General features: G+C 52.3%; 7 protein-coding genes. 6 read left to right on the top strand and 1 reads right to left on the bottom strand.

Features of this window, described 5'->3' with window-relative positions; genetic code table 11:
* Positions 1-18: 18 nt before the first annotated feature.
* The 6 genes from G358_RS0120495 (at position 19) to metG (ending at position 9,226) form a co-directional block, all read left to right on the top strand.
* Entirely contained in the window at positions 19-1,830 is a 1,812-nt protein-coding gene (locus tag G358_RS0120495; RefSeq protein ID WP_019639130.1) for a cache domain-containing sensor histidine kinase, read from the top strand.
* A gap of 31 nt (positions 1,831-1,861) precedes the next feature.
* Positions 1,862-3,541 carry a beta-N-acetylhexosaminidase gene (nagZ, locus tag G358_RS0120500; RefSeq protein ID WP_019639131.1) on the top strand — a complete coding sequence of 560 codons (1,680 nt, stop codon included), beginning with the start codon at positions 1,862-1,864 and terminating at the stop codon, positions 3,539-3,541.
* Positions 3,542-3,729: 188 nt separating this feature from the next.
* Entirely contained in the window at positions 3,730-5,928 is a 2,199-nt protein-coding gene (locus G358_RS0120505; RefSeq protein ID WP_019639132.1) for a copper amine oxidase N-terminal domain-containing protein, read from the top strand.
* 176 nt (positions 5,929-6,104) lie between these two features.
* Entirely contained in the window at positions 6,105-6,560 is a 456-nt protein-coding gene (locus G358_RS0120510; RefSeq protein WP_019639133.1) for a Fur family transcriptional regulator, read from the top strand.
* Position 6,561: 1 nt separating this feature from the next.
* Complete coding sequence (gene yidD / locus G358_RS0120515) at positions 6,562-6,840, top strand: membrane protein insertion efficiency factor YidD (RefSeq protein WP_019639134.1); 279 nt, start codon at positions 6,562-6,564, stop codon at positions 6,838-6,840.
* 412 nt (positions 6,841-7,252) lie between these two features.
* On the top strand, positions 7,253-9,226 hold the full coding sequence (gene metG / locus G358_RS0120520; RefSeq protein ID WP_019639135.1) for a methionine--tRNA ligase: 1,974 nt from the start codon (positions 7,253-7,255) through the stop codon (positions 9,224-9,226).
* Positions 9,227-9,316: 90 nt separating this feature from the next.
* On the opposite strand, the gene G358_RS32535 is transcribed toward metG, so the two are convergent.
* Positions 9,317-15,673: an S-layer homology domain-containing protein gene (locus tag G358_RS32535; protein ID WP_019639136.1), complete on the bottom strand. Its 6,357-nt coding sequence runs from the start codon at positions 15,671-15,673 to the stop codon at positions 9,317-9,319.
* Positions 15,674-15,937 lie beyond the last annotated feature (264 nt).

Here is a 15,937-nt window from a genome sequence, read left to right on the forward strand (position 1 = left end):
TCCATTAGGAGACAACCTATGAATTTAAGGATTAAATTGTTGACGGCTTTTCTCGGCCTTGTTATCGTACCGCTATTCATTCTGGGTGTCGTCACGTTTTTCGTTACCTTCCAATCGATCGAGACGAAGCATAGCCAGCAGGCCGAATATTCGCTGAAGGCCATCAGCTATAGCATCAAAAAAGTGTTTCAAGAGATGGACAATGTGACGGATAACGGAATTTCCAACGAAATATTCAAGATGGCGCTTATGGCCGAGGATCCCGACTCCCAGAACCTGGTCAGCCAAATTCAATTGAACGAGAACCAGAAAAATTTCCGTTCCCTGCTGTATAATCACCCTGCGATTGATTATGCTTTTCTGTACAGCGAACGGGGATACGGTGAAACCTCGAATGTGGTAACTTTGTTTAACAAGGAGAGCTTTAAGACACTGCCGTACGAGAAGTTTAAGCTGCATCCCTTGTATGAGGAAGTGAAGGCGCTCAAGGGCCAATCCAAGTGGATTGCACCTTATGAGTATCCCGAGCTGACAGGTTCTGAAAACGTATTCACGCAAATCCGGCTGATCAAGGATAAAAACACGATGAAGCCGCTCGGCATTCTGGCGGTGCAGATTAAGAACTGGGAGTTTGAGCGAATTTTCCAGAACTTGAGGCTGGGCAGTGAAATGAAGGATACCCGCTTTATGCTCGTGAATGACGATGGTCTTGTTTTATACGATCACCAGTCCGAGTTTGACGGGCAGCACATCCAGGAGCATATTAACAAAGCGTTTCTCCCGAATGATACCTATCAGAGCTTCAAGGGAAAGTTCAACGGGCAGGAGAGCATCATTTCCATTTACAATTTGCAAGGTTATCCTTGGAGCCTGGTATCCGTGACTTCCTGGAGCTATTTGTCGCAGGAGGTTACCACCTTCGCCAAATGGTTTATCGCCATCCTGCTGATATGCTTGATCACGGCGACGCTGTTCAACGTGTTGTTCATGAACCGGATCACCGGCAATATCGGCAAAATCGTCCGGTTTATGCGCAAGGTCGAGGCGGGGGATTTACAAGCCAGAGTCGAAGAGAAAGGCGATGACGAGCTATTTTTGCTGCAAAAGGGTTTTAACAATCAAATGAATAAAATCAACGAGCTGTTCGAGCAGGTCAAGACGGAGCAGGAGCAGAAGGCCAATGCGGAGCTGCGGGTGCTGCAGGCGCAAATCAAGCCGCATTTTCTCTTTAACACGCTGGAGTCGATCAACGTTCTGGCCATTCAGAACGAAGGGCGGAAGGTAAGCGAAATGGTGCTGCGCCTGGCCAGCATTTTGCGGATCAGCATTCAGGAGAAGGAAGAGATCAAGCTTAGTCTCGAAATCGAGCATTTGTACAGCTATTTGGAAATCCAAAAGATCAGGTTCGACGATTTGTTCGATTATACCATCGATATCCCGGAGGAAATGATGCCGTGCCAGCTGCTCAAATTAACGCTTCAGCCGCTCGTGGAGAATAGCATTCAGCACGGCTTCGACGGCATTGAATATCCGGGGCATATCACGATTACAGGATTCCTGGAGGAAGACCGGATGATTCTGCGGATCGAAGACAACGGGATCGGCATGACCGGGGAGCAGCTATCCTCCATCCAATATGCGGAGCTAGGGCAAGTTCAGTACGATGCGTTGAAGCCTTATCCGAGTCCGGAAAGACAGGGCCTGGGACTGCGAAGTGTTCATGACCGGCTGCGTTTGCAGTATGGCCATAGATTCGGATTGTTCATTTGCTCGGCTCCCGGACAAGGCACGACGATTCAATGCGTCATTCCGAGACATGGTTTTACTTAATAGTCGAATATATGAAAGCAGGTGTAGAAGGTTGGAACTGTCAAATCTAACGTTAGAGCAAAAAATCGGGCAAATGTTCATTTGCGGTTTTCCCGGAACCGCAGCAGATGAAGGAATCAAGGCGCTGATCGCGGAGCATCACTTGGGCGGTGTCATTTATTTCCGCCGGAACATCGATAGCGTGGAACAGTTGTCCAGGCTGTCCCGGGAATTGCAGCAGCTGCCCCGCAGTACACCGGAAATTCCTCTGTTTATTTCCATGGATCAGGAAGGCGGGATGGTGGCAAGGCTGGATCATGACGGCGTAAGCCGAATTCAGGGAAATATGGCGCTCGGAGCCGCAAACGATCTGGCACTGACGGAAGAGGCCGCTACGCTGGCAGCTAAGGAATTGACCGCCCTGGGCATCAACCTGAACTTTGCGCCGTGTGTTGATGTCAACAACAATCCGGCTAATCCAGTGATCGGCGTCCGCTCGTTCGGCGAGGACCCGCTGCGGGTAGCTGAACATGGCGCGGCAGCGATCCGAGGATACCAGAACCAGGGAGTCAGCGCTACGGCCAAGCACTTTCCGGGGCATGGCGATACAGCTGTTGATTCACATCACGGCTTGGCCAGCGTGCCGCATAGCAAAGAGCGGCTATACCGCGTCGAGCTGCCGCCGTTTCGCAAGGCGATTGAGAACGGCGTAGACATGATCATGACAGCACATGTCATATTTCCGGCGTTCGAGCCGGACGGGATCCCGGCAACACTGTCCCGCCGCGTGCTTACCGGCTTGCTGCGCAACGAGCTTGGTTTCGAGGGCATCATCATCACGGATTGCCTGGAGATGCATGCGATCTCCAAAAGCTGCGGCATCGCCGAGGGCGCCGTACGGGCCATCGAGGCCGGAGCGGATATCGTCCTGGTGAGCCATACGCTGGAGGAGCAGGTGCGGGCCATCCAAACGGTGCTCGCCGCCGTGCAAAGCGGACGGTTAAGCGAGGAGCAAATCGATGAATCCGTGAGGCGTATTCTGTCATTGAAGCAGAAGCGCATCGGCATTGGAGCAGGAGTAGGCGTTGGCGCTGCTACTGGTGCTGCTGCTGCTGGCGTTGCACAAGAGAGCCCGCCACCGGGGGATTGCAGCAACCCTCTCACGCCCAAGGAGGAGAGCGAGCCGCTGCTGCGGCAAATCGCAGAGCGCAGCGTGACGCTCGTAAGCGATGCAAGCCGCAATTTGCCCTTAGACGGAGGCGAGCCTGTGCTCGTCATTTGGCCGGAGCTGCGCCGCCGGACCGAGGTGGATGAGCCAGCTGTGCATCGTTATACGCTGGCAGACGCGATCGCTCCATATGCGGAGCAAGTGACGCTGGTTACCGTAGGCACGTTTCCGGACAGCGGTGAGATTCGCGATGCGATAGAACAGAGCAGAAATTTTAAGCAAATTATCGTGCTTACTTACACTGCGGAAGGAGAGGTATCGACAGGACAAATTTCCTTAATTCAGGGATTGAATGAAATTCATGGTTCTAGTATTATAGTTGTATCTACGCGGAATCCATATGATATCAATTCTTTTCCTGAAATCGGAACCTATTTGTGCCTGTATGAGAATCGGCAGTATTCGCTTGACGCGCTTGCCAAAGTGCTGTTCGGGCAGCTTCGCCCGCAGGGCAAGCTTCCGGTTGGCCTCAATCCCCGGTTCCCGATTGGACACGGCTTGTGAGCTCGGAGAGCGGCATCATTTTAATATGGCACTAATTACCTACTAAACCGGTATAAGTCCGTATTACATGACGGATTTTGCCGGTTTTTGCGTGTCGCTGATAACAGGAGCAACTTTTACCCCTTTTCCGCGTTTAATATTAATGTACAAATGACAGTATTATCATTGGGAGCAGAAGGAGTTTAGCAATGAAATTGAAAAAAATGGTCCTCATCAGCGTTTTAGTTGCCTCACTAGTGACCATGGTACTACCCGTAAATGCAGCGGAGACCGTGTCAGGAAGTGTTCTTAGTACTACAGACCAACAAACAGACGAAATGAGCATAACAACGGATCTGACAGAGACACAGCAAGGAATGAATGCCGGTACCGAGCTGTTACAGCCTGATCAGAGCCCAACGGACGATCCACCCTTGCTTAACGGCACAGAGCAACCGCTGGAGAATAGTTATCCAATCGTTCCTCAGGAACAGCGAGTTGCAACTGCGGGGTCGGCCAGCCCGACTGATCCGGATGTGAGTCAGCTGGTATTAATGATGAATAGCAACAAAATGTATCAGGACGGCAAGCAGTATCTGGCCCCTCATCCAATGACGGTCAAAGACGGTGTCTCTTATATTTCGATTCGGGCCATCGTTGAACGGACCGGGCTGAAATTATCCTTCGATAATAAAACGAAGGAGACAATTATTAGGCGGGGCGGCGACGAGCTGCGATTCAAGCTGAACAGCAAGAGCTATAAAGTAAATGGAACCGTTAAACAGATGAAAGGACCTTCCTATTCCTCCCAGGATGTGTTCATGGTTCCGCTAACCTCCATCACGCAAGCGCTAGGCATCCCTTATACAGTGAACCAGCAGGAGAAGAAAGTCATTCTGAGCCTGTCATCAAAACCGGTTGCCTCGTTCCGCATCGGGAATCCGGAGATTTTTGCCGGGGAAACGTTAGTCCAGTACATTCCTAGTGCGTTCTCGCCCAAAGGGCTGCCCATCATAGAGGAGCAGTGGGAGGGCCGCGAAGACATATTTATGTCGCCAGGCAGTTTCGTTGTCAGTTATCGCGTTAAAGATTCTAGCGGACAATGGAGCGATACGTTCTGGCTCACCGTTCGGGTCAGCAAGCCGCATTCGCCGCCTGTTGCCAGCTTCACGACGAATAAAGACACCTATAAGATGGGAGAGCTCGTTACATACACGGATTATAGTACGGACGAGAACAACGCGATTGTGAAGCGGGAATGGTACAACAATGAGCTGGCCTTCTTCCTGCCGGGACCCAAGACGATCCGTCTGGTCGTAGAGAACAAGTACGGGCTGTCCTCAACGTATGAAAAGACGATCATGATCAGTGACGAGACGCTTTACACCCGCGATGATTTTTACAAAATTTATACGCCGGTTGGCTGGAAATACTCATTTGACGGCACAAAGATACCTGCCTGGGACAAAGTCCCTTATCAATATGATACGGAACCGGTAACACTGATTCGCAGCAACAGCCCCGAGACCGTTTATTCCGAAGGGGTCGTCTATCGGGATTCGGCGATCGGAAGCACAAGATTTATGCTGCACCATGTGAATGCAACACGTAAAAATGTGAGGATGTATGTGATTGCCACAAACCGGAATTCGGAAACCGCACGATTGACCCAGACCAATCTCGGGATGGGGGGACCGACAAAATACGCGACCGCTTCCGGTAAAATGTCGGTCCAGCGTTATTTCGAGTCGATGCAGTATGGCAACAAATATAAAGATATATGGATTGCCCCGGGACAAAGCAAGGTGATACTCAGCGAGCTAAGTTCAACCGTAATGAGGCAGGGTGACGTCATTTCATTGTTTGCGGACTTATATAGCGATCGTACGCTTCAATATCATGTGATTATGATTGACAGCAGCAGAGACCCGATCAAAGCACTGCCTAATTTGCCTGCTTTAGCACCGGACAATCATAGCCGGGGAACCTTTTATGATGCGACAAAAAATATCCACTATGGTGAGTTAATTGGTTTAACGCCTTCCCGCCTGTTGATCGGCGACAACTCGCAGGATCCTTATTTAATCGGTACGGACGGCATGACCAAGGCGTACCAGGTGAATGCCGGAAACTTTGGCGTATTATACCGGATCAAGCTGTACCGTGTCGCGCCGCAAACGCTGATTACGTTCAATCCGCGTGGAGGACAATATGACGGAGTAATCATGGTGAACGGATACGTCGTTCAAGTGCCCGAGACGAGCGGCCTAAGAGCTCCTCACGAATCCGGGGTACTGCACCGGACTGGGGACCGTGAGGAAACGGTGGAACTGGTATTTACGGCTGCGCCGGGCAGCAGCTTGTCGGTAAACTTGCTGTTCCAGCCATTACCTGAAATCAAACATTAGCACTTATAATATGATGCGATGAAGGCAGACCAGCACTTACTTTACTGGTTTGCCTTTTTTTCTTGTTCGCCGCAAGCGGAAGAGGCGTCACCGTTCATTGACGGTGCGATTTTTTTGGGGCATTATAAGATAGTAAAGACACATGCTCAGCGCAAGCTCAGACGGGAGGATTGTACATGCTGTCGAATGAACAAATTATCGGAATCATGTCTGCCCGGGGATTAAGGATAACAGACCAGCGCAGAACTTTAGCCAAGCTGTTTGCAGAGCGCGACGGATATTTAACGCCTAAAGACGTTTATGAATATATGGAAAAAATATATAGCGGGCTCAGCTTTGATACCGTATACCGTAATTTGAGAGTCATGGAGGAGCTTGGCGTTCTCGAGCAGGTGATGTTTGAAGACGGCCTTAAGTTCCGGGCCAGCTGCAGCGAAGGTCATCATCATCACCATATGATCTGCCTGCAGTGCGAACGGACGTATCCGATTCATTTCTGTCCGATGCCTTTGACCGATGCGCCGGAGCAATTCCAAGTGGTGAAGCATAAATTTGAAGTTTTCGGCTATTGCAAAGATTGCCGCCCTGAATTGGAAGGCGAACGATTGCCCGAGCATAGCGGGACCTCTTGAAATGGGCATAGTTCGCAAAGCAATCAAAGGCCCGATTATCGTATATCGAAAATTTATTTCACCGCTCAAGCCGCCGACCTGCAGGTTTTATCCGACCTGCTCGGCCTTTGCGCTGGAAGCGATTGAGGTGCATGGCGCATTAAAGGGATCCTGGCTTGCGGCCCGGCGCATCGCCAGATGTCATCCTTTTCACCCGGGTGGCCTGGATCCGGTTCCGCCGAAGGGGCAGTCCAAGTCCAAAAGGAGCAAGAAACTAGGCGACAGCGGTCTGCCTGAATAAGCTGTCATTCGGTCACCGCTGCTTCGAGCGGGGAGCTTGACAGTCCGCCTGTCTTTTTCTAAGATATTAGTTAATAGTTCAGTAGTTGATGTTAAAATATTTCCAGTGAACGGATAAGTACGAAGACGGATCCAGTGACAGAGAGCCGGGGCAGCTGCAAACCGGTCTGGATTGCTTCCGAATATGGTCCGGGAGGAACCGCTTTCGAGCCGAGGTTAAATTGTGTATGTTACCGGCGGTAAGGGAGCGGCGCGAAATCCGGCGTTATTGGAGGGTCGTAAGACCGGAAGAGCCTGTTGTCTGCGAAGACGCAGGGAATTTGGGTGGTAACGCGTGAGTCATCTCTCGCCCCATAGGGGGTGGGAGTTTTTTTTGTTTTTTTGTGCTTGAATATGAAGGAGGACGATGAAATATGACTGAGAAAAAAACATTCTATATTACGACACCGATTTATTATCCAAGCGACAAGCTGCATATCGGTCACGCCTATACGACGGTGGCCGGGGACGCTATCGCACGCTATAAGCGTTTGCGCGGTTACGATGTGCGTTATCTGACCGGCACAGATGAACATGGGCAGAAGATTGAACGCAAGGCCCAGGAGAGCGGCAAGACACCACAGCAATTCGTCGACGATATCGTAGTTGGTATCAAGGATTTGTGGCGGAAACTGGACATCTCCAACGATGATTTCATTCGCACGACGGAGCCGCGCCATAAAGTCGTCGTCGAGGAAGTTTTTGACCGTCTGGTGAAGAAGGGTGATATTTATAAAGGCGAATACGAGGGCTGGTACTGTACGCCATGCGAATCGTTCTTTACGGAACGTCAGCTCGTAGACGGCAATTGCCCCGACTGCGGACGTCCGGTTGAACTGGTGAAGGAGGAGAGCTATTTCTTCCGAATGAGCCATTATGCGGATCGGCTGCTGCAGTACTATGAAGACAATCCGGATTTTATCCAGCCGGAATCCCGCAAAAACGAGATGATTAACAATTTCATTAAACCGGGTCTGGAGGATTTGGCGGTTTCCCGTACGACATTCGATTGGGGCATTCGGGTTAAGGGCGATCCGAAGCATGTCATCTACGTGTGGATCGACGCTTTGTCCAACTATATTACGGCACTGGGCTACGGTACGGACAATCCGGAGCTGTATGACCGCTTTTGGCCAGCGGATGTCCACCTCGTCGGGAAGGAAATCGTAAGATTCCATACGATTTATTGGCCGATTATGCTCATGGCGCTGGATCTTCCGTTGCCTAAGAAAGTATTTGGGCATGGCTGGCTCCTGACCAAAGGCGGAAAAATGTCTAAGTCCAAAGGAAATGTCGTCGATCCGAACATGCTGATCGACCGTTATGGCCTGGATGCAACGCGCTACTACCTGCTTCGCGAGGTTCCGTTCGGCTCTGACGGCTCCTTTACGCCGGAGAGCTTCGTACAGCGCGTCAACTCCGATCTGGCGAATGATCTCGGTAACCTGCTGAACCGCACGGTCGCCATGATCGGTAAATATTTTGACGGGGAGCTTCCCGCCTATCGTCCAAACGTTACGCCGTACGATGCTGAGCTGTCTGAACTGGCGCAGCAGACGATTCAAAAGGTGGAAGAAGTGATGGAGAACCTGGAGTTCTCCGTTGCGTTGGCGGCGATCAGTTCGTTCGTCGGGCGGACGAACAAGTACATTGACGAGACGCAGCCGTGGGTGCTCGCTAAAGATGAAGCGAAGCAGGAGGAGCTTGCTTCGGTTATGGTTCATTTAGCGGAATCTCTGCGGATTGCTTCCATTCTGCTGCAGCCGTTCCTGACCCAGGCTCCGGCAAAAATCTGGGCGCAGCTGGGCATTGAGCCAGGAGAGCTCACTTCCTGGGAGAGCGCGAAATCGTTCGGCCTGATTCCGGCCGGAACGAAGCTGGGCAAAGGGGAGCCGATTTTTCCTAGACTCGATGCCGAGCAGGAAATCCTATACATCGTCGATTCGATGTCTGCGGGAGCAGAGCCTGCCGCGGAGGAGCCTGCCAAAGCGCAGGAGGCTGAAGCTGCCAAGCAGGAGTCGAAGCCGGAGATCGGTATCGACGATTTCGCCAAGGTCGAGCTGCGTGTGGCCGAGGTCATCGCCTGCGAGCCGATTCCTAAGGCGGATAAGCTGCTGAAGCTGCAGCTGGATCTCGGTTACGAGCAGCGTCAGGTCGTTTCCGGTATCGCGAAGTTTTATAAGCCGGAGGAGTTAGTAGGCCGCAAAGTCATTTGCGTAACGAACCTGAAGCCGGTCAAGCTGCGCGGGGAGCTGTCTCAGGGAATGATTCTGGCTGCCTCACAAGGGGATAAGCTGACGCTGGCGACGGTTCCTGACAATATGCCGAACGGCGCTATCGTCAAGTAGGTAGATAGGTAAGGCTAGCATCAAAGAAATTGAAAGGCGAGTCAGCGCTATTTATGCGCAGACTCGCCTATTTTCATTAATAAATTCCGTTTAATTTAGAATTTTAGAAATAACTTGCACGCTTTCCGCTCTCGTCATCGGTGCTTTCGGGACAAACTCGTTATTCACGCGTCCTCGGATGAGATTCATTGCTTGCGCGGTTCCCACAGCGTCCTGCGCCCAAGCTCCAATTCGATCGTTATCGCTAAACGAGCTTGGGTTTGCCGCGGTTGTCTCTGCGCCGTGCAAATGCTTATACGCACGCACGATCATAACGGCCATTTCTTCCCGGGTTATGACGGCATTTGGTGCAAATGTGCTTGAATCACGCCCCTGCACGATCCCAGCGCTGCTTGCTCTGGCTATCGCCTCGGCATACCATTCATCGGGACTCACGTCCGTGAACGTCAGGGGAGCGGCAGTGGTTAGCCCCAACGCGCGTGTCAGCATCGCCGCGAATTCGGCTCGAGTTACGTTTCTTTGCGGATCGAAACGCGTATCGCCGACCCCTGCGATGATGTGCTTTGCCGCCATTCTTTTAATAGCTTGAATCGCCCAGTGGTTCTCTCCTACATCAACAAACGTTTTGTTGTATTCCAGTACAGTATAATTCCCTAAATGAAGAAGCTTCGCAGTTATGATGCCGTCCGCCAACGTTCCGCCCATATGCTCAAGGATTCCGTCTGCAGCAATAAAGTAAATGCCCAATAAATCTGGGGCGGCATTCGGATCGACTTGAAACGCCATCGTTAATGGCTTGGTAAAGGCCGTGAGCGGTACGGAAGTTCCGTCCGCGCCAACGAAGTACATACTGAAGTTGTACATATCGCTTGCCGCCATCAATTGAGCCGTAAGGTTGGCGGCAGAGTTGCGAACAAGCCGGGCGGCTTCATCCTTTGGAACGAGCCGCATTAAGAAATGAATTTGCGCCTCTTCGGCCGCATCTCCAGGTACAACGGCTTGGATGCTTTTTAGAGATTCAGCAGGGAATTCGATAGTCATCTTCGGCCCTGCGAACCGGAGACGGTTATCTCCGAGAACTTCTGCAATATTCCCCGGAAGAATGACGGTATCTTGATTCTCCGAAATACGAATGATCACTGTACCATCGACTGCGTCTCGTAAATCGTCTGCACCAAGCACCAGAGTGTTCGATGGAATCTCGGGTTTCGTTGGACTCTTAGGCACTGCTGGAGCTGAAGGCGCGTTCGACGAAGGAGCCATTGCCGTGTCGTCGCGGTCTTTGTTATAGACAATCACGGTTCTTGTAACTTCGTCAGCCGCATTGCCCGCAGCATCGTTTACATTGTAGTGGAACGTGTACGCTCCAGCTTTGGATGTATTGAGCTTGGTTTCGCCGTATACGCCGCTAGTTACCGTGGTTACGATGCGACCCGAAATGTCGCCGTCCCGGTCATCGATTGCCGTCGCGCCTGCATCCGTGTAGCCGGCGCCAACGGCCAGGCGAACAACCGGTTCGCCTAACAAGTTAATGATAGGTTTCGTCACATCGGCTTCGACGCCTTCCGTTACGATGACCGTTCTTGTCACCTCGTTAGCCGCGTTGCCCGCGTCATCGCTCACATTGTAGCGGATCGTGTAAACGTCTGGAATCGATGTATCGATTGCCGTCAGTCCGTATACGCTGCTGGTCACCGTAGTCACGATGCGATCTGTAATATCGCCATCCCGATCATCCATCGCTGTCGCGCCCGCATCCGTGTAGCCAGCGCCGGCGGGCAAATGGACAACCGGTTCGCCGAGCAAAGTAATAATCGGCTTCGTTAGATCAGCTTCCGGAATTTTGGCCGGTGCAACGCCCACAAAGGACAGCATCGGCGACTGGTTGCTTTGCGCTGCGACCAGCTTAAGAGTCAATGATCCGGCTTCCGCCATAGAGAAGGTATACTCTTTTACTGTGTCAAACGAATTGTTGTCGAGTGTAATGGTGTCTACAAGCATGCTTTTGTTGTCATATTCAAGATAGACTTCTTCGGTGCGGGAGTATGCGGACCACCAACTGTACGTGCCAAGTGTTAACATATATTCGCCCGCAGGCAGATTGTCAAACGTGTAGGTAAGGGCCGCTCCGATCTGATCGGTGGTATAGACGCCGGTCGTGCTTTGCTTGCTGTATGGGCCGCTCACGATCCCTTTGTAAAAAACGGACGGCGTGCCGCTAGCGTTGTAGCCGCCATGCCCCCAACCCTTGACGGAGTTGTAAATCCGGTCCGGTGCATCGTTGAGAAGCGGTTTGCCGGCAGCGTCGGCAAGGGCCGCGACAGCGCTGTAAGCAGGCGAATCATAGCCGAGCGTATCGGAAGATGTATGTCCTGCTGTCAGTCCGATTGCGGTAGCATTAAGATCCGCGAAATACAGAATGTCTTTAGGGACTACTTCTACGTAACAAACGGTGGTAAGGCTTCCGTAGGTGCCGGTTACGGCTACCGTTTCGTAGGCGGTGTCAAAGCTCACGTTGTTCAGCTGCCAATTTACAGTTACGAGCGTTGTAGTCCCGTCTTCGCGCGTCGCCTCTACCATCTCGGGGAGCTTGGGCGGACTTCCCGCATAGGCGGCAGCGTAATGAGGCGAGCTAAGCTCCCGTATATCGCCTGTAAACAACTGGTTTTGGGCAAAAATCAGACGCGACGCGAGTTGTTCGGCTCCCTCCTGATCCAATCGGAAGGAAACAGGATTGGCCAAGGCAGCCAATGCGGCGTTTCTAGCGGCTTCAAAGAGCTGCCAGTCGCTGTCGCGGAATTCGTCCAACCGATTGATGCTTTGTGCCGCTGCAACCGCATCCTGGAGATCGGCCGTATCGGGTGCCCCTTGGACTTCGCCAGAAATAACCGCTATGGCGTCAACAACTAATGTGCCGCTTAATACCTTGATTTGAACGGTATGCTCTTCGTATGAAAGTCCGCGAAGTGTAAAGGTTTGGTACAATTCTTTGGAGGCCAGCGTACTGGCCGAAGGCATTACAATCTGCCCATCCACCGTCACCTCCAGCTTCGCCGAACCGTCATTGGGACCCAGAATATCCAGTCCGGTGCCTACAAACGTATATTCCAGCGCAGCATCAGCGCCTTGGCTGGTGGAAAGAGAGCGTTGATAATGGAACATGCCTTGGCCGTTGTTATGTGCCCACGAACCGCTGTAAACGAGTTTAGTCTTGGGAACGGGGGCCAGGTCGTGCATTTCCAGATCATCAAGCGCCTCGGAATAGTACGGCGCGTATCCTTCCACCGTTTCTACCAGCAAATTATCAAAACGAACGTGATAGTATCCGCTGCCAAGATCCACCCGGCCGGACAACTTGGGATTCGGATCGGTGTAGGAGGCAAGCTCTACGCCGTCAAGGTAGGCTGTCACCTGACTGCCCGCCACTTGAATGGCAATGTTATGCCATGCGTTATAAGCGTTGTCAAAGCCATCGATCTTCACGCCGCCGGAACCAGTCACGACATTCCCGTTTGCCACAGAACGGTTGTCGGCCTGCAGCTGCCAGCCGCCGTCGAACCAGAATTTCAGCACATATGGCGTACCATTGATGGTGTGGGAGCTGCCTCCGCCCTGATACCGGGCGCCAATCGCGGCGTAATTTGCGCCGCCCTGGGTATTGTTCGTTTCGAACGAAACGTCGACACTGGCCTTATAGTTGGTCCACCGATAGTCGCCGATGGCTGTGACGGGCTCACCGTTGTTCCACGTACCGCCAAGCCCCATAAGCGCCCGGTCTAACTGCTGGCGCAAAACATAATTACCGGTTTGATCGTCCAAATACGCCTCGAAGGTACCGTTGCGGTCATGGGTATAGCGGGGGATTGCTCCTTTTGGACCGCCGCGGGATTCAATATAGCTTTGGGTGCCCGTAATTTGGCCGCTTGCTCCGATTACTGGAACCGACTTGCCGGAATAGTCAAAATCGTCCGCGTAAAGAATACGGTCCCCGGTATTCCGAACCGATCCGGTCGCATCGGTGTCGAGCACGGTGCGCTGGCCCTCAACGGGGAGCGGTGTATGATATACATTGTTCCCGCTGTTTTCCAATGTCGTTACGGTCACGATCGAATAAGGTTTTACAAGCACGGTGTAAATCCCGCCTCCATCGGCAGAAACTTTCCCGCGATATTGCATGTAGCTGCTGTTGAAGGCTTCTCCCTTGTCGGCTGCGCGGGTTTCCCATACTTCCAGGGAAGGATTACCCGTGTATGCCATATTGACTGTTTGGAACTTGTAGGTTCTCTCATACTCGCTGTCATTTACAATAACGGTTGAAAAATCGCTTTTGTCGGGAGCTGCGAGCGTCATGTAGCTTGGGGTGCCGTTTCGTCCGCTGACCGGATTGGTTCCTGTTGCACCGGTGTAGCTGGCTTGCGGAACCGCTCTCCATATTCCCTCGTCATTATTGCCGTTCTCCCAGCCGACCTTCGCGAACCAACTAAAATGCCGCAGGACGAGAAGGCCTGCGTCATAATGAATCCAGCCCGACCAAGGGTCGCGCGCACTGATCAATTCTTTGAAGGAATATTGACCGCCTTCGTAGAAGGAGCCGATGGCTGGCTGATAAACAAAATGCGTCCGGCGGGAATTGACAAACCCCTTGATAATGGTATTGCCCATTTCCAGTGCGCTGCCTGTTCCGCCTATGCCGGTGCCTGCCGCTGCAGGATTCTTCATGTTGTTGTTGGGACGGAAGGAAGAGTTGCTGAAGGTGGCCTGCGCCTCGCTGTTCCATACCTCAACGTCGAATTGCTCTGCAAGCCGCTTGAAATTGCCCGCGCTGTCATCGTCGGTGTTGTAGTGGTATGCGGCGACCGATACCGCGTCTCGCAGAGAGGCGTCGCTCACCATGCTGCCGCCGAAGGAGCCGATTCCGACTTCATCGGAAATGACAACCTCGATGCTGTGGTAAAGCGCTTTCTCTTCTTCGCTCGTAAAGCCTGTGTTATCCGTTCTGACCTGCCAGGCATATTGTTTCGTCCACGTCAAATCCGGCGCATGCTCGTTTATATGGGGATTGACGTAATCGACCATATAGCCGTACTCGCGATAAGCGGCCAGAATGGTGTTTTTATACCAGGTATAGATTTTGTCGTTGTTGTCCGCCCAGGCGGGAGCGCTCCAGCGCAGGATGCTCACTTTGAGATTAGGGTTGACGGCCTTGGCGTCGGCTGCAAGCTGGAAGCCGGGATGCCGGGCAACGTTGGCGTCTTCATCGGCCGTACGCATCGTGGCCGGGTCTGGGCCGGTGGAGTTGTTGCGGTCGTTGCCCATCTCGATTTTGACATGCGTCATAATGGGGTTATCCCCGCCGAACAGAATCTGCAGCAATTCCGCGTAAGCCTCGGGATGCTCAGCCTTATAATCCATCAGCAGAGCACTAGTGCTGTTGGCGCTCAGTACGCCAAATCCCTTGAATGTGAGGCCGTTGACATTGCCGGCTTTGATATCGTTGCCGTCCAGCAATACCTTGACCGCAGAAGCTGCATTTTGCCGAGCGTCTTCGATCATTCCTTTGATCCCGCCCTCGGCAATGGCGAACCAGCTCAAGATCGGTTTTTCGCCAGACACATAAGTGTAGGTCAACGTCATGGGAACGCTGGTGTCAATGTCCCCGGGTATCGTAAATTCGCTAGAAATGAACTGGGTCGCATTGGTATTGAACTGATCAAGATGAATGGTCTGCGTACCGCCGCTAATATTCTGATACTCGATGCTGGGCCGCATCACCCGGGAGCGGCTGCCGTACCAATCGTGAAAGCCGCTGCTGAGCGTATATGTTCCGGCTTCCAGGGCCTTTAGCTGATAAATGATATGATCGCCCGCAGCCCGCAGCCCGACAACCCATATCGACGAATCGGCAGCGGGGTCCGTATGCCCCCCGTCCTTGGAGTTCTTCACCTTATGTATCGAATCGTTGAATCCCCAGTCGTTGGTTCCGTCAAACTTCTGGTCCGGCAGCTGGTTGAGCAAATGTCCGCCGGTCAGCTCCTTGACCGCATCGTACAACGGCGAGGAACTAGGGACGTTGCCAACGGAATCGCCGCCCCGGCCGCTATCCACGAAATAAACCAAAGGATGGCTTGAGGGCGGAATAACCTCCACATTGGCCACGACCGCCTTGCCTCCCGCCGTACCGGTAACCGTCACGGTATCGTAAGGCACGCCAAAGGTATCCTCGCCGATATTCCAGGTCACAGGCGCGCTCTGGCCGTCCACTTCCATGTTGTCAGGCAAAGTCGTTTCCGCCGTTGTCTTCGCCCCCATATAGGCGGCTGCATGGACGGTATTCACGCTATCGGCGAATACGTTAGATAGGCCGATTGGAGGAAACAATCCAAACAACAGCATCCCAGTCATAGCTACGGAGCATATCCTGTTTCTAACGGTATGCTTTCTGCTCATTCATACATCCTCCTTTTGATACAAACTACAGCTATCGGTATAGGCGGGACACATCTATGAACCGCCATCAAGAGTAACCTCGTCCGAAGGCCGGATTCGACTCGACTTCCCAGGTGGATCGACCCGATTTATTTTCGGTTTTTTCCTTGGATGCACACCTCCTCTCAATGCTGGTATCGCACCTTTTTGTGAAAGCGTTTTCTTAAAACTAATTAGCTGTTATACCATACGCAAGATTTCTATGTAACTTCAGCGAATCATGAT

Origin of the sequence: Paenibacillus fonticola DSM 21315, assembly GCF_000381905.1 — a bacterium.
Lineage (GTDB): Bacteria > Bacillota > Bacilli > Paenibacillales > Paenibacillaceae > Fontibacillus > Fontibacillus fonticola.